The organism is Vibrio sp. 10N.222.49.A3 (assembly GCF_041475145.1).
GTDB lineage: Bacteria > Pseudomonadota > Gammaproteobacteria > Enterobacterales > Vibrionaceae > Vibrio > Vibrio tasmaniensis_A.
The window spans coordinates 1-16,019 of the sequence record NZ_JBFRVM010000262.1 but is presented as its reverse complement, the minus strand read 5'-3'; the positions used below and the strand labels follow the sequence as shown (position 1 = coordinate 16,019).

12 protein-coding genes and 1 riboswitch are annotated in these 16,019 nt (G+C 42.7%); all 12 genes read left to right on the top strand.

Features of this window, described 5'->3' with window-relative positions; all coding sequences use genetic code 11:
• Positions 1-154 precede the first annotated feature (154 nt).
• The 12 genes from AB4589_RS24820 (at position 155) to thiH (ending at position 15,764) form a co-directional block, all read left to right on the top strand.
• The gene (locus AB4589_RS24820; RefSeq protein ID WP_017084385.1) at positions 155-430 is read left to right on the top strand and encodes a hypothetical protein; all 276 of its coding nucleotides are present in this window, start codon (positions 155-157) and stop codon (positions 428-430) included.
• 192 nt (positions 431-622) lie between these two features.
• A complete protein-coding gene (locus AB4589_RS24815) occupies positions 623-3,508 on the top strand; it encodes a DNA polymerase (RefSeq protein WP_372101901.1) in 2,886 nt (961 codons plus the stop codon).
• Positions 3,509-3,994: 486 nt separating this feature from the next.
• A complete protein-coding gene (locus AB4589_RS24810; RefSeq protein ID WP_372101900.1) occupies positions 3,995-5,083 on the top strand; it encodes a DUF4297 domain-containing protein in 1,089 nt (362 codons plus the stop codon).
• Positions 5,080-6,729 carry an ATP-binding protein gene (locus AB4589_RS24805; RefSeq protein ID WP_017084388.1) on the top strand — a complete coding sequence of 550 codons (1,650 nt, stop codon included), beginning with the start codon at positions 5,080-5,082 and terminating at the stop codon, positions 6,727-6,729. Before AB4589_RS24810 ends, AB4589_RS24805 begins: the two co-directional genes overlap by 4 nt.
• Before the next feature lie 771 nt (positions 6,730-7,500).
• Positions 7,501-8,883 carry a multicopper oxidase family protein gene (locus AB4589_RS24800; protein ID WP_372101899.1) on the top strand — a complete coding sequence of 461 codons (1,383 nt, stop codon included), beginning with the start codon at positions 7,501-7,503 and terminating at the stop codon, positions 8,881-8,883.
• 100 nt (positions 8,884-8,983) lie between these two features.
• On the top strand, positions 8,984-9,367 hold the full coding sequence (gene crcB / locus AB4589_RS24795) for a fluoride efflux transporter CrcB (RefSeq protein WP_004736665.1): 384 nt from the start codon (positions 8,984-8,986) through the stop codon (positions 9,365-9,367).
• Positions 9,368-9,429: 62 nt separating this feature from the next.
• A riboswitch (TPP riboswitch) is annotated at positions 9,430-9,528 on the top strand.
• A 129-nt stretch (positions 9,529-9,657) separates the two neighbouring features.
• Complete coding sequence (gene thiC, locus AB4589_RS24790) at positions 9,658-11,607, top strand: phosphomethylpyrimidine synthase ThiC (RefSeq protein ID WP_017103336.1); 1,950 nt, start codon at positions 9,658-9,660, stop codon at positions 11,605-11,607.
• Positions 11,607-12,899 carry a thiamine phosphate synthase gene (locus tag AB4589_RS24785; protein ID WP_372101898.1) on the top strand — a complete coding sequence of 431 codons (1,293 nt, stop codon included), beginning with the start codon at positions 11,607-11,609 and terminating at the stop codon, positions 12,897-12,899. Before thiC ends, AB4589_RS24785 begins: the two co-directional genes overlap by 1 nt.
• Complete coding sequence (locus AB4589_RS24780; RefSeq protein WP_372101897.1) at positions 12,889-13,671, top strand: ThiF family adenylyltransferase; 783 nt, start codon at positions 12,889-12,891, stop codon at positions 13,669-13,671. The genes AB4589_RS24785 and AB4589_RS24780 overlap by 11 nt, the downstream gene beginning before the upstream one ends.
• Entirely contained in the window at positions 13,668-13,877 is a 210-nt protein-coding gene (gene thiS / locus AB4589_RS24775; RefSeq protein WP_012605074.1) for a sulfur carrier protein ThiS, read from the top strand. The genes AB4589_RS24780 and thiS overlap by 4 nt, the downstream gene beginning before the upstream one ends.
• Positions 13,878-13,879: 2 nt before the next feature.
• Positions 13,880-14,644, top strand: a complete 765-nt coding sequence (locus AB4589_RS24770; RefSeq protein WP_012605073.1) for a thiazole synthase — start codon at positions 13,880-13,882, stop codon at positions 14,642-14,644.
• A 7-nt stretch (positions 14,645-14,651) separates the two neighbouring features.
• Positions 14,652-15,764 carry a 2-iminoacetate synthase ThiH gene (thiH, locus tag AB4589_RS24765; protein WP_372101896.1) on the top strand — a complete coding sequence of 371 codons (1,113 nt, stop codon included), beginning with the start codon at positions 14,652-14,654 and terminating at the stop codon, positions 15,762-15,764.
• Positions 15,765-16,019 lie beyond the last annotated feature (255 nt).

The following is a 16,019-nucleotide window of genomic DNA, read 5'->3' as shown; positions in this document are numbered from 1 at the left end:
CTTCTGGTGCAGATCACTATCTCCCAATCGGAAATCCGCGAGAAGGTAGCTGATGCATTGCATGATGCGCTGGTTTCTTATGAAGCGGGTAAGTTTGTACAACCAGATCTAAATGAAATTCTATCCACTCACTAATCGTAAGCAGGTAAATGATATGAACACTCTAAAACTGAAAGACTTAATCGAAATGATCAAAAAATGTGGTGAAGACTGCCCACGAGGGAATAGTAAAACTATGGGGGGGCTACTCGCTCACTGTATCGAGAGTTGCGAAGATGAACATGGAACAATGCAGCAATCTGCTTATTTAATGAAGTATGTGCGTACCTGTATGAATAACAACGTTGAAAAGAAAGGTGTCGATACCATTGGTTATGTGCAACTAATCAAGTTTGTTAAGTCATGGGCTCGCACAGCGAAGTTTAAGTAAGAATAATATCGCTGTAATACGGTCTAGCAAACCACTGCCTTCGTGCGCACCATTCTATACCAGCCTTTTCTAAACTAGTCTCATCTCCGAGCACCTCTTTATTACCAATCTTTCTATATCCGATAACCGACGAAGTGTGTCCGGTCATGGATGTACTTCGTCTTTTTTATCTTAACGAATGGATAAATAAAGATGAAAACGTTAGAAACAGCCCTAAAAACAACATATCAATTGATGCGCGAAACTGAGCACGAATTAGAAGACTTCCTGCAGTCCACATTCTTCGATACCAAATCATTGCTTTTGGATGATCAAGTTAGCAAGTTCGAAGCTGAGCTGCGAGGACGTGAGGAAGCTAAAAAGGAAATAGATAAACGTATTAATCAATACTTAGAGGGGATTAAATCTGCTCCATGGGCGGCAATGCGTGGTAAGGGTAAAGCTATCCATATATCGATAGACTCTGAGTGGGTCTTTAATCATGAGACGGGTAAGAACGATATTCTTTGCTACTCCTACAGTGTTCGCATTGGTGATAAGTCGTTTAGCGGCGTGAAACATACCGACATGGCGAAACTGATTAAGCAGTGTCGTGATCAAGGTCTGTCGAAAGAAGATGAAATGGATAAGCGTAAGCAGCTTACCAAGAAAGGTTACAAGATCGGCTTTGACAAATTCATCCAAGAATTACTGATAAAAGCTAAAGCACGTGGTTTCATCGAAGAATGGCCTGAGCAGACTTTTATCTATGCTCATTTTCTTCGTGCCGATATTGCTTCTTTCGAGGAGTTTTGGAACATCGGTAAAAATAACAAGAACCATAAAAACTCGCTAACAGTCGTTCAAGGTACAGTAACCTCTGGGCGCGGTGCTTACGGTATCGCTCTGGACTCCATCGGGCGCAGTAAATACAAAATAGAAAACACTAAGTTCTACTCTTCATCGAACAACGCTTTTGAAACTAAGCTTCGCTTCATTGATACAACTTTGTTGAGTAGCAAGGCATCACTTGAGGAGCTAGGATTGCAGTGCGGTTTCCCCAAAATGACGCTACCAGACAACATGATAGAGCGAATGGATGACCTGTATTGTAAGGATACTAGTCTGTTTAATCGGTATGCGGTTCGCGATGCGGATATTGCCTTGGAATATGGTTTACGGATGCAGAAGTTCGCATTGGTTGACCTTCGTGAAGATATTGGTCTGGAGCTGAATAGCTTGCCTTCGACATTAGGCAATCTTGGTGTGTCGTTGTTCCGACATACGTGTGGTAGTACAGCCGCTATGCATGACTTTTTAGGATATGAGACTCGTAAAAAACAGTATTATCATGCAAAAAGTAATGCTATTCGCAACACATACGATATATCGAAAACGGTTAGTCGAGAGTACACCGATAACCTTGCCGTTTCAGCCTTGTTCGGTGGGTGTAATTTCGGAGCTTACTTTGGGGTATCTGAAAAAGGTGACTATTTTGATTATGATTTGAGTGGTGCTTACACGACCAGCTTAGTAAATTCCAAAAAAGCCGATTACCCTAACACCTTCGAATCTAAGAATATTGAAGACTATCTAGGTGATACCATGGGCTTTGCGTATGTTCGCTTTAAACACCCAGACGGTATCCGATTTCCTGTCATGCCTTGTCGAACCGATCTCCGTGGCATCTATTATCCGATGGAAGGGGAAACTTATGTAACGTCGCCTGAGCTTCAACTGGCACATGATATTGGGTGTGAAATTGAGATTTTGCATGGAATGGTAATCCCTTGGGTTGAGGGTTCTACATCTATGTATAAGGACTTCACCACTATCATTCGTAAGCAACGTTCCAAGTACAAGAAAGCAGGGAATGAGCTGTACAGTGGGCTTTGGAAGTTGGTAGGCAACTCACTTTTTGGCAAAACTTTACAAGGTTGTAACAATTCCAAAGGATTCGATCTTGCTACAGGATTGAGTAAGAACATCCCATATTCACCAGTGACTAACGCACACTACGGGGCTTATTGTACGTCTTATGTTCGCGCTACCATGCTTGAGGTTATCGGCAAGCTTTGTGAGCGTTACGGGGATGATATAAAGATAATTTCAGCGACCACCGACGGCTGGCTTTGCAATGCTACAGAAGAGCAATTAGAGCAATGCTTAGATGGTCCATTAGCGCGTCGGTTCCAGCAGATCTGTACCGAAGTCAGTGGCGAAGACATGATGCAACTAAAGCACCATGCTAAACAGATTATCTCTATGAAGACTCGTGGACAATTGACTGCTGAATTGGGTGATACAAAACCGGTATGTGCTAAAGCAGGGATAAAAGCACCGAAAGGCGTAGATGAAAATGAGTGGATGGTTGAGCTGTTCTTAGATCGTTATCCTGGCCAGAAGGTCGCACGTAAACATTTAGCATCAGCACGTGACCAATGGTTAAAAGAGATGGATCTTGTCTCTATCCATACCGAACAGACACTTAACCTCGAATATGACTTTAAGCGTCGTCCTGTAAACCCTCGTATGGTGGAAGTTCGTCACCCTAAAAGCGGTGAAATGGTAGAACATTTATCGTTCGATACGGTTCCATGGAATACCGTTGATGAGGGTTTAGATGCTCGTACTTACTTCGACGAGTGGCGTGTAAACAACTGCCTTAAGACAATGGAAGATTGGGACAATTGGATGGACTTCTATAAGGTTCGTAGTTATCTCAAGGGAACTGGTGTTAAATACCTAGAAGATGGCTCAGAGGGCATTTTCAAGGTACAGATGTTACGAGCTATCACTCAAGGTAAATGGGGGCTACCAGAGGCTCCAAAACGCGCTCCACGAGGTCATTACGATAAGATGGTCGCTATGTTTGAAGCTGACGGTATTGAAGGTATCACTAAACAAGATTTAGCGAATTCGAAGGGACGTAAGCTACTGGAATCTAAACTGCCTGTAACGCCTCGTATGTTGCCACTCCTATCATGGTTAGTGCGTAAGTACCCAATGGTCGATATGACATTGATTTTCCACCCTGACGAGGTTGGTGAGGCAGTTTCCATGCTGGAAGGGTACAACCGAGAACATACTGAAAACTAGTAGCGTAGTATCACGTAACACTTACAGAGCCAGATTCCGAAAGGGGTCTGGCTTTCTATTTCAGAACTGGTGGTAGCAGTGAGTAGAACGATTGCTGTCATTCTCTGGTGATGTACAGGAGGTTTCGTTGTTGGGATGGTTCTAATGATAGTTATTGGAAACACGGCAATGGATACATTGCTAAAGACATGTGGTGAAATTGACGGGTTAAATTATGTAAATCAGTTAGTTATGTTAGTATTTGATACTAGCTATTCACTTAGTTCGTTAGCTGTGCTGATAAAAGAGGCGGTTAATTGATTCTTTGATCACTGCCTACCTTTAGCTTTTCTATTATGCCAATCTTTAACATTTAAAAGTTTGAATTAGAACATAGCCTTAAGAGTAAAAGTCAGTTATTAGATATACTTCCCATGCTACAATTTGCATTCAATCGGATAAGTAATGTGATTATGTTAGTCCATTTAGCAATGCATAAGGGAGAGTATGGGTTTAGCTGAAGCTTTGATTAGTCTTCCGCAGTCTGAAAGAGGTGGTGAGGTTGCTCAACGTGGATTTGATTATCAGACTTGCTGGGCGTTATCTCAAATGCTGGAATATGAACTGGATGGAAAGAACTACGTGTTTATCTTCGAGTATCATGATGATGTTCTTATTCTAGATGATGAAGTTTCCCCAAAAGATCTTATTTTTGCGCAGGTAAAAACCAGAGAGTCGCATTGGACTGCATCTTCTCTTAGTAGTAGCACGAAGAAAAAGCCAGTATCTATCGTTGGTAAATTATTCATTCACCATAAGAATTTTTCTGATTATTCGCCTAAGTTAATGTTTGTTACTAATGCTTCATTTAACTTGTGCGAACAGAACGGCGGTAAATCTTCGTTTAGTGCGGATGAGGTAAAGGATGAATATAAGACTAGCTTTAAACAAGCATTGAAAGAACAAGTAAAACTTGATGATGCTAGCATTGATCTTTCTGTGATGAGTTTTGTTCAATCCTCACTGAGCCTAGAGGATCATATTACACATTTAAAAGGTAAGCTGTGCGACTTCCTTAGCAAGAAGTTCGGGGATAGCTCTAACTTGAGTATTAATGTATTAGCGTCTTTACTTGAACGAGAATGCCGAGACAAATCTAAGATAAAGTCAGCAGATATCATTGATTTTGCAGACCTTATTTCTCGAAAAGGTTTTTCATCCCAAGCATTTAACGGTGTTCTTGATTCGTTGAATGCAAGCAACAGCATGAAGCCTGATTGGGAAATGACGAAAACTGTATTTAGTGATCTCGGTAAGACACCTTTCCAGCTCATTCCGCTAAAAGCAATGTTCTCACAACTCTGTATGGACCTTAATCGAAATACAAAGAATCCGTCGACTGTATATTTAGAATATGCCGTTAGCCTTTACGACGAGGTTAAGATCCATTCGGATTTAAAACTATACGTAATTGAAACCATGCAAAAAATTGATGCACTTTGTCCGGACTATACATTGGCTCTAAAGCAAGGGAAGAAAGAATGTATCGTTGTTTATTCAATAATCCAGAAGCTATTAGAGGGAGGTGAGATATGAAAAGCATCTACTTCAAAAGTGTTCATATATTATCACTTCGTGATAAGAAAGGGTTCTTCTTCGAATTCTCACCAGATATAAATATAATTACGGGTGAGAACGACACAGGTAAATCTAGCTTTATCAAGAGCTTATATCACACATTAGGTGCTGATGTTCGTCTAGATAAAAAGTGGAAGGATGATAACTTCATTTCAAAAGTGGTTATTTGTGTTAATGATCGTGATTATGCTTTTGTTCGACACGAAAAACGTATTTCCATATTTGATATCACTGAAGGACAGAAACACTTAGTCACCTCTAATTCACGTACAGACATTGCATTAGCTGTAAGAGATATCTTTGATTTCAACTTAGAGCTTGTTACTAAGAGTAACTTGGTTCAAGGGCAAGCACAGCCAGCAAGTCTTTACCTTCCTTTTTATATTGATCAAGATAGTGGCTGGGGGAAGATTTTAGATTCATTCAGTAGCTTGGCAATGTACAAAGATTGGCAGAAAAACATCTTAAACTTCCATACAGGTGTAAAGCCCAAGGAATATTATAAGCTTCAAGGAAAGATTAATTTAATTGATATCGACCTCGAAGAAATCAGAGCAACATTAAAAGCTCTAGAAGCTGCAAAGAAGCGTTTCGAAGAATCATTTGGAAGAGTACTTTTTGATGTTGATGTTGAATATTATGAAGAATTATTAGAGCGGTTCCTTCGTAAGTGTCAAGACTTGCATCAGGAAGAAACAGAATACAGAATCAAGCTAATTGAAGTCTTATCTTTGCGAGATGAATTAGTAGCTGAGATAGAAGAATCAAAAAGACAGCTTGATGAAAATAACATCGATTCTCTATCGCCATCGGCAGGTTTAGAAGCCAAATATGCGGTACTTGAAAATAGAGATAAGCTTTTACAAATCGTCCCCGAATTGTATGAGCAAAAGTCAGTATATGATGAGAAAATTACAAGTATCAAAGAAGATTTGAAAAATGCTCAAAAATTAAGCTCTGAGTTGAAAGGTATGCTTCAGGAAGTAAAAGAGCACTTGACTCTTCAAGACGTTATTAAATCACAAGCAAGTAAGCAGGTTGAGTTCACTTTCGATGAGCAGATTAATGAGTTGCTACAGAAAATAGGTGAATTAGATGTCGCTAGAACTGAGCTATCCGAAGAGATTGCAAAGTTCGATGATAAAAAGCGCTCCAAAGAAATTAATGACAAATTCAAAGAGTCATTAAAATTGGCACAAACTGAGTTAGGTATTAAAGATCCGAAAGTTGGCACTATTCTTCAATACGGTCCGATCTCGAAGAGCGAAACAGGTAGCCGTGCTCCAAGAGCTATATTGGCTTATCACTATGCTCTTCTTAAAACGATAGAAGATAAATCAACAAACCCAATGCTTCCTGTGGTAATCGATTCGCCTAAACAGCAAGACCCTGACCCACATACAGCGAAAAAGCTTTTCGATTTATGTATCGACGGTCTTTCAACTAATAGTCAACTAATTATTGGTTCAGTTTCTTTTGAGAAGGCAACAGATGAATTTAAAACACTGACTATGATTGAAAAATATAGCTTGTTAAAAACGAATCTTTACGACGAGGCTTATCAACAAATTATGCCTTTATATCAACAAGCTGTATTGTCTTGAAGAGTTGCGAGTATATCGACAGAGATATAATCGCGTAACAAAGAGTATCATCGCCATACTTTAGGCGTTGTCTGTGAAAGCGACCCTAAGATACTTTAAGTTATTTACTGAATGTTAAACCCTGATAATGGCAGGGCAGTCCCACTAATCGCTGGTTGAATGGCTACAATGTATCCATTGCTAAAGACATAGTCGGAAATTTAGCTCGAAGTTTAGACGTGGTGTTAGTTGGTCAGTGGTTCTCGATACTATTTGTAAATAACATTCCGTGGTGAGCGTATTGCAGTCTATTCGCTTGCGTAATTCCCATATGAGACATGCCAACATAGTCAGGTTAGTTGTTTGATTGTGTCTTTAATGCAGCGAAATATTATATTCCAAATCCGCGTGTTGGGAGTTCGAATCTCTCCACCCCTGCCATATTTAAGGCTCTAGCAGAAATGCTAGAGCCTTTTTGCTTTCTGAATCTAATATACGCGATTAGCAAAGCCGCGGATTCTCCGGCTTACCAAAACAGCGCGTGTTGGGAGTCTAAACCTCCAACCTGCCATATCAATGCCTCAACAGAAATGCTGGGGCTTTTTTGCTGTATACTAGTTCGATTTTTAGTCGATAATTCCTACTTTTAATAAAACCTGGGCTTAGAAAGGTAAGTGCTCACTTATCCCAGTCTCTTTTATAAACAATCAACAGCACAATCCCCACTTCTTTATGAGAATTGTTCTCAATATTTTGTTACATTTTGGTCGTTATTACTAAAAGGCACCAAATATGGATATTTCCCGTCGTAAGTTTATTCAATCATCTCTCGCTATATCTGCACTAACTGTTTTGCCCGCTTGTTCTATGAAGCAGTCTGTTGATGGGCAAGGTAAGTATGTTTATGACTTAACTGCTGAACCTTCAACAGCTGAGTTAGTCGCGGGATTTGATACCAATGTCTTAGCCTTTAATGGGCAGATCCCAGCTCCGACGATTCGATGTCGACAGGGTGAAAAGGTCACAATTCGTTTTACGAATAAGCTATCAGAGCCGACGACTATCCATTGGCATGGCTTAAGAATCCCTATCGAAATGGACGGTGTTCCCTTCTTAAGTCAGCCACCGATTATGCCAGGTGAAACATTCATTTATGAGTTTACGCCGCCAGATGCTGGCACATTTTGGTATCACCCACATATGAATAGCGTTAAACAACTTGGTATGGGTTTAGTTGGCCTTATTATCGTAGAAGAAAGCACTCCCGTGCAGTTTGACGAAGAACACGCATTGATGCTTAAACATTGGCATATCGACAAGCAGGGTCAATGGAAAGACTTAATGATTCCTCGACTCAGTGCTCGTATGGGCACTCCTGGTGAGTGGAGTAGTGTTAATGGAGTTCATGAACCCGTATATCAGTTGAAGCAGTATGCCGCGACTAGACTGCGTATTGCTAATGTCGATAATACGATCACTTATCCTATTGCTATCGAAGGGGCTGAGGCTTGGGTGATTGCCATCGATGGTAACCCTGTGAAAACGCCTTACAAACTGACTCAACATAAAATTGGTCCAGGGATGCGTGTTGATATCGGACTGATCGCTCCTAAAGCTGGTGAGCGAGTTAACGTTCTCCAAATGAAGGGGCGTTTCCCTTTTTCTTTGTGTGAACTTGAAGTCGTAGATTCAGCATTTTCTCAAGAGCGAGTGTTACCATTATTACCATTGAATACAGTTCCTAACCTAGATCTTGCTAATGCTGAAGAGATCGATTTCGTGTTCGAGTGGGAGGGTGCGGTTTCACCTGTATCTGAAGATGGTAAATCGATGCCTAAATTTTGGCTTACTAATAAACGAGCGTGGGAGGGGATGAGCAAAGACAATATCCCTGAGCCGTTGGCGACTTTAGAGCTAGGTAAGACTTACATATTCGATCTTAAGAACGTCACTCAATATCATCACCCGATTCATATTCATGGTCATACATTCACTGTATTGGAACTTGATGGTAAAAAAATTGAAGAACCTTTCCATACCGATACTGTGTTACTTGGAAAGAATGGTCGAGCTAAAGCTGCATTTGTTGCCGACAACCCAGGACGTTGGATGTATCACTGTCATGTTATAGAACACATGAAAACGGGTTTAATGGGATATATCGAAGTTAAGTGACACCTGTAACGTTTAATATTTGCGCATGCATTCTTAGTTTCTACCCTCGCTTTTATCGGCGTTAAAGCTAGAATATAGGGATTATTGTTTGGGAGGATTCATGGGTCAGTTATCTATTTTAGGTTTTATTGCCATTGGTGGCGCATTTGGTGCTTGTTCGCGCTATTTGATTTCAGAGTTATGTGTGGTGATGCTAGGGCGTGGTTTTCCTTATGGTACGCTAACTGTTAACGTGATTGGCTCTTTAATTATGGGCTTACTCATCGCAGCGTTTGAGAATGAGATGGTTGCGACAGAACCATGGAGACAAATTATCGGTCTTGGTTTCCTTGGAGCACTGACTACATTTTCTACATTTTCGATGGATAACGTGCTTCTTATGCAGCAGGGTGCTTTCTTTAAGATGGGACTCAATGTGTTACTCAACGTGGTTCTCAGCATCTCAGCAGCATGGATCGGCTTCCAACTTTTGATAAAGTCTTAAAACTTTCTTACGATTTGTTAACAACTCGGCTTGGTTTATCCAAGCCGTTTTTATATACTCGATCGAACTTGTCGGAGTGCCATATGGCTGAGACCGTTAACTCGGGATCCGTTGAACCTGATCAGGCTAATACCTGCGAAGGGAACAAGAGTAGATATCTAACTAGAATCCCTCTATAGATCTATCTCCAGATCACAACTGTATTTCTTACCGTGATCCCTCTTGTAGCATCTAATCCGTCAAGCATTTTTATCCCTATAAATAATGGCTAAAAGCCAAGGAAAAATGCTATGTCGAGTCGTAAACAAGCAAGACTGGAAGCGAAGAATTTCATCGATTCTTTATCCGTACAACCTTATCCAAATTCAAAAAAAGCTTATATCCAAGGATCTCGAGAAGATATTCAAGTCCCTGTACGAGAAATATCACTCGCTGATAGCCTTGTCGGTGGTAGCAAAAAAGAGCCTGTATTCGAACCTAATGTACCCATTCAAGTTTACGATACCTCAGGTGTTTATACTGACCCGACACATCAAATAGACCTGTATAGTGGCCTTCCTAAGTTGCGTGAGCAATGGATTGATGAGCGTGGTGATACGGAACTGTTAGACGATGTAAGCTCTGTTTACACTAAAGAACGTTTAGAAGATGAAACTCTAGACGACCTTCGTTACGGCAACCTACCTAGAATTCGTCGCGCGACTGGCGATCAATGTGTTACTCAGCTGCACTATGCTCGTCAGGGGATTATCACTCCTGAGATGGAGTACATTGCTATACGTGAGAACATGGGACGTCAGAAGTTTGCTGATGAGCAGCTTAACCACCAACATCCTGGCCATAACTTTGGCGCAAACCTGCCGAAAGAAATTACTCCTGAGTTCGTGCGTAAAGAGGTTGCTGAAGGTCGAGCTATTATCCCTTCAAACATCAACCACCCAGAATCAGAACCGATGATTATTGGTCGTAACTTCTTAGTGAAGGTGAACGCTAATATCGGCAACTCTTCAGTAAGCTCTTCGATTGAAGAAGAAGTTGAGAAGTTAGTATGGTCGACCCGTTGGGGTGGCGATACCGTAATGGACCTTTCCACAGGGCGTAATATTCACGAGACTCGTGAGTGGATCCTGCGTAATAGCCCAGTACCAATCGGTACGGTTCCTATGTATCAAGCCCTTGAAAAAGTGAATGGCGTTGCGGAAGATCTTAACTGGGAAGTGATGCGCGATACTTTGATTGAACAAGCCGAGCAGGGTGTTGATTACTTCACTATCCACGCTGGTTTGTTGCTTCGCTACGTTCCTATGACGGCTAAACGTGTGACCGGCATTGTTTCTCGTGGTGGTTCTATTATCGCGAAATGGTGTCTTGCTCATCACCAAGAAAGTTTCCTCTATACTCACTTCCGCGAGATCTGTGAGATCTGTGCGAAGTACGATGTTGCTCTGTCATTAGGTGACGGTTTACGCCCGGGCTCAATTGCAGATGCCAATGATGAGGCCCAATTCTCGGAGTTACGTACTCTAGGTGAGTTGACTAAAGTGGCTTGGGAATACGACGTTCAGGTGATCATTGAAGGCCCTGGACATGTGCCAATGCACCTAATTAAAGAGAACATGGACGAGCAGTTAGAACACTGCCATGAAGCGCCTTTTTATACTTTAGGCCCATTGACGACAGATATTGCCCCTGGTTACGACCATATTACCTCTGGTATTGGGGCGGCCATGATTGGTTGGTACGGCTGTGCGATGCTCTGTTATGTCACACCTAAAGAGCATTTAGGTCTACCAAATAAAGAAGATGTGAAGACCGGCCTGATTACATACAAGCTTGCTGCACACGCTGCTGACCTTGCGAAAGGGCACCCAGGCGCACAAATCCGAGATAATGCATTATCTAAAGCACGTTTTGAATTCCGTTGGGAAGACCAATTTAATCTAGCTTTAGACCCTGAAACAGCCCGTTCTTTCCATGATGAAACTCTGCCACAAGAATCCGGTAAGGTTGCTCACTTCTGCTCAATGTGTGGACCTAAATTCTGCTCGATGAAGATCTCTCAGGAAGTCCGAGAGTATGCGAAAGATACAGAACAAGTAGCCGCGGATCAGGCTATCGAGATTAAGATGCTAGATAACCCGTTGGAAGGGATGCGCCAGAAATCACAAGAGTTCCGTGATACTGGGTCTGAACTTTACCACCCTGCAGTAGGTGCAAAAGAAGCTCAATTAGAGGAATAATGACAGTGAAGATACTCATCCCATCTCAAAATATTGAGTTAACGGGAGAGGTGCAGAACTGTCTATTGGTTGCTAAGCGACAAGGCTTGGCAACCGATGCAGTTGAGTTGGGTGTAAGCCCAACTCAATACTTCTCTATCGTTGACACTCAGCATGCGTTATCTATTGGCTTCGCTCATGATGTTGATTCATTGGCGAAGTGTCAGTTGGCGGAACTGAACCATGTTGTTGATTACAGTAATTCAGTCGCGCTAACTGACGTTTGTGACGCCTTTACACAAACTCCGAATACCATCTATGTCGGTGTCTCAGATGATTCAGCTGTACTGGATATCTGGTCACACCGGGATGCTAATCGTGCTATCAAGAGTGAAACTACAGCTCATCAGGAGTTAGATAATCACGGCCACTTTGCTTGGTTGCTTACTTTGTTGGCACTGGAATTCCCATTAGAGGACGCATTGGTTTTAGCTCGCGCATCGTCCAATGTTTCACGTGGAACATGGCCAGCACATTACCAAAACTTTCCAATTCCAACTCTTGAAGATCAACGATTGAATATAAGCGTTGGTTGGGCTAATCAAGGGACAGTACTTTCTTTTCCTGAGCTGAGAAAGAATAGTCTGGGTTTATACCCTGTGGTTGATGATGTTGAGTGGATCGAAAGGTTGCTCAAGCTTGGAATCAACACTGTTCAACTGCGTATTAAAAACCCGCAGCAAGCGGACTTTGAACAACAAGTCGCGCGATCAATCGAGCTTGGTCGAGAGCATAACGCTCAGGTTTTTATCAATGATTACTGGCAGCTTGCACTCAAGCATGACGCGTTTGGTGTTCATTTGGGGCAAGAGGATATTGAAGAATCAAACCTCTCACAGTTGAGCCAAGCAGGTATTAAGATAGGTCTCTCGACTCATGGCTACTACGAGTTGCTGCGCATTGTTCAAATCAACCCAAGCTATATTGCGCTGGGACATATCTTCCCAACAACAACTAAACAGATGCCATCGAAACCTCAGGGTTTAGTTCGTTTATCTCTGTATCAACAGCTGATCGATACTATCCCATACACAGATCAACTCACCGGTTACCCGACGGTCGCTATTGGTGGAATTGACCAGTCGACTGCTGCACAGGTGTGGAGGTGTGGGGTGTCGAGCCTTGCTGTTGTGCGTGCGATTACGTTAGCCGAAGACCCAAAACAAGTGATCGAGTTCTTCGAAGCATTAATGGCCGACAGTTCTACAAGTGCTGTTAATGAGGTAACTCAGGAGCTAAGTCATGTTGAGTGATTTCGAATTCATTCGTTATCAACGACAACTCGCACTTCCTGAAGTGGGCGAGCAAGGGCAACGCAATCTACTAGATAGCCATGTGTTGGTCATCGGCTGTGGTGGCTTAGGTAATGCTGCGGCTCTCTACCTAGCTGCTTCTGGTGTTGGAAAGATCGTGCTGGTCGATGATGATTGTGTCGATTCATCGAACCTGCAACGACAAGTCGCGTTCAGGGAAAATCAGTTAGGTTCGCCTAAGGTTGAAGCGTTGAAGCAACAATTGAGTGAGCTCAATGGTCGCAGCCAAGTAAGAACCATCAATCAACGAATGAGTGAAAGTCAGCTTGAGCTTGAAGTGATGCTAGCTGACCTAGTGTTGGATTGTACTGACAACTTCGAGTCACGCCAGCAGGTTAACCAAGCATGTTTCAGCACGAAGACCCCTTTGATTTCTGGTTCTGCAATTGGCTGGAAAGGCCAGTTTATTGTATTTGATTATCAGAATCAGAAAGGGTGCTATCACTGCTTGTTCCCGTTCAGACAGCATCCACAAACGACGCGTTGTAGCGATAGCGGCATCATAGGCCCAGTTGTTGGCACCATAGGTAACCTTCAAGCTTTGGCTGCTATTCAACGTCTAACTCGTGGTGAGTTTCAGGTCGCAACACACCAACTCAAACTGTTCGATGGCCAGACGATGAATTGGCAAAACCTTATGGTCACTCAAGATAGTGAATGTCCTGTGTGCAGCGCTTCTGTAGTTAAGCATTTAGAAGAAGAAATCCAATGAGTCATATAACGATCTCGATAAACGAACAATCAGAACAAGTAGCACACTCTTCGTCTCTAGCGGACATTATCCAAGTTCTATCATTACCTGATCTAGGTTGTGTATTTGCAATCAATAATGCGGTTGTCCCGCGTAGTCAGTGGCAACAAACGGTCGTTAATGAAGGCGACGCTATTTCTCTTTTCCAAGCCATTGCAGGAGGCTAACCATGCTAACTATCGCAGATAAAACGTTTCAATCTCGACTCTTCACTGGAACTGGTAAGTTCGCCAATAAGCACTTGATGGCGAGTGCTATCGAAGCTTCCGGTTCTCAACTGGCAACCATGGCGTTGAAGAGGGTTGATATTCGCTCTGAGCAAGACGACATTTTACAACCCATCATTGATGCTGGCGTGAACTTACTACCGAATACATCAGGTGCTAAGAATGCAAAAGACGCCATCTTTGCTGCCCACTTGGCTCGTGAAGCGCTAGGCACAAATTGGCTTAAACTGGAAATTCACCCAGATCCAAAGTACTTGATGCCGGACCCAATTGAAACGCTTAAAGCTGCTGAGCAACTGGTCAAAGATGGCTTTGTTGTGTTGCCTTATTGCCATGCCGACCCTGTTTTGTGTAAGCGTTTGGAAGAGGTAGGTTGTGCGGCAGTTATGCCGTTGGGTGCGCCTATTGGTTCAAATAAGGGTATTGCGTCTGCAGACTTCTTAGAGATCATTATCGACCAAGCGAATGTCCCTGTGATTGTTGATGCGGGCATTGGCGCGCCATCACATGCTGCACGTGCAATGGAAATGGGCGCAGACGCAGTGTTAGTGAATACCGCAATTGCTGCTTCTCAACAGCCGGTTGAAATGGCAATTGCGTTTAAGTTGGCAGTTGAAGCGGGGCGTATGGCTTACCTTGCTGGACTTGCAGGAAAAGTATCTCACGCGGTTGCTTCAAGCCCGTTAACTTCATTCCTAGACGAGTAGCAGTGCTATGACGTTTGTTGATCGATTTAAACAGCTCAACTGGGATGACATTGGTATGTCTATCTTCAGTAAAACGGCAGCGGATGTTGAACGTGCTCTGAGTAAACCCAAACGTGACTTAGAAGACTTTAAGGCTCTGATCTCTCCGGCGGCAGAACCTTACTTAGAGCAGATGGCACAACAATCGTTGGCGCTAACTCGTAAGCGATTTGGCAATACGATGTCGCTTTATATTCCTTTGTACCTCTCAAATTTATGCGCGAATGCGTGCACGTATTGTGGTTTCTCAATGGAGAACCGCATTAAGCGTCGAACACTTACTTTGGATGAAATTGATGCCGAAAGTGCGGCCATCAAAAAGATGAAGTTCGATAGCGTTTTGTTGGTCACCGGTGAACATGAAACTAAGGTCGGGATGAATTACTTTCGACAGGTGTTGCCGAATATCAAAAAGCAATTCAACTACCTCGCGATGGAAGTGCAGCCGCTTGACCAACAAGATTACGCAGAACTTAAAACGCTCGGTTTAGATGCGGTGATGGTTTATCAAGAGACCTATCAACCAAGGACCTACGCTGAGCATCATCTACGTGGTAATAAAATGGATTTTGAATATCGTCTTGAAACCCCTGATCGCTTGGCAAAGGCGGGGATCGATAAGATAGGGATTGGTGCCTTGATTGGTTTGGAAGATTGGCGAACCGACTGCTTTTTTGTTGCTGCTCACTTAGATTACCTAGAGCGCACTTATTGGCAGACTCGCTATTCAATTTCATTCCCGCGTCTTCGTCCGTGCGAGGGTGGTTTGCAGCCTAAGTCTGTTATGAGTGATAAGCAGTTGGTGCAACTTATCTGCGCATATCGACTATTAAACCCTGAGGTGGAGTTGTCTCTTTCGACTCGTGAGTCTGCAACGTTCCGCGATAACGTGTTGCCATTAGGTATCACTAGCATGTCTGCCGCATCAAAAACTCAACCGGGCGGTTATGCTTCGAGTGAGGAAGAGCTTGAGCAGTTTGAGATAAGTGATGAACGAAGTGCGGCTGATGTTGAGGCTCTGATTCGTCAAAGAGGCTTCGACCCGGTATGGCGAGATTGGCATAGCGCTTACTCAGGCTAACTAATACCAATCTAAATAAGTATCTGGACATTCTTGCTAGTTAAAATCGCTGATAGCATCGTTATAGATTTTGTAGGTAGGCCAACTAGCTAGCTGCAATCTATGCCTTGCTCTAAGCGATTTTTCCTGCGCAATTATCTGATCACCTACTTATCCAGTTTGGTATAACATCTTGGCTGATGTTCCACGTGAAACATCAATGATGTGAAATCGACAAACAAAAACGGCTACCTAAGGGTATAATGCCGATCGTTT

Bases quoted from the DNA above. Each gene is read 5' to 3' on its own strand.
- AB4589_RS24820 (WP_017084385.1), top strand. From the start codon at position 155: ATGAACACTCTAAAACTGAAAGACTTAATCGAAATGATCAAAAAATGT.
- AB4589_RS24815 (WP_372101901.1), top strand. From the start codon at position 623: ATGAAAACGTTAGAAACAGCCCTAAAAACAACATATCAATTGATGCGC.
- AB4589_RS24810 (WP_372101900.1), top strand. From the start codon at position 3,995: ATGGGTTTAGCTGAAGCTTTGATTAGTCTTCCGCAGTCTGAAAGAGGT.
- AB4589_RS24805 (WP_017084388.1), top strand. From the start codon at position 5,080: ATGAAAAGCATCTACTTCAAAAGTGTTCATATATTATCACTTCGTGAT.
- AB4589_RS24800 (WP_372101899.1), top strand. From the start codon at position 7,501: ATGGATATTTCCCGTCGTAAGTTTATTCAATCATCTCTCGCTATATCT.
- crcB (WP_004736665.1), top strand. From the start codon at position 8,984: ATGGGTCAGTTATCTATTTTAGGTTTTATTGCCATTGGTGGCGCATTT.
- thiC (WP_017103336.1), top strand. From the start codon at position 9,658: ATGTCGAGTCGTAAACAAGCAAGACTGGAAGCGAAGAATTTCATCGAT.
- AB4589_RS24785 (WP_372101898.1), top strand. From the start codon at position 11,607: ATGACAGTGAAGATACTCATCCCATCTCAAAATATTGAGTTAACGGGA.
- AB4589_RS24780 (WP_372101897.1), top strand. From the start codon at position 12,889: ATGTTGAGTGATTTCGAATTCATTCGTTATCAACGACAACTCGCACTT.
- thiS (WP_012605074.1), top strand. From the start codon at position 13,668: ATGAGTCATATAACGATCTCGATAAACGAACAATCAGAACAAGTAGCA.
- AB4589_RS24770 (WP_012605073.1), top strand. From the start codon at position 13,880: ATGCTAACTATCGCAGATAAAACGTTTCAATCTCGACTCTTCACTGGA.
- thiH (WP_372101896.1), top strand. From the start codon at position 14,652: ATGACGTTTGTTGATCGATTTAAACAGCTCAACTGGGATGACATTGGT.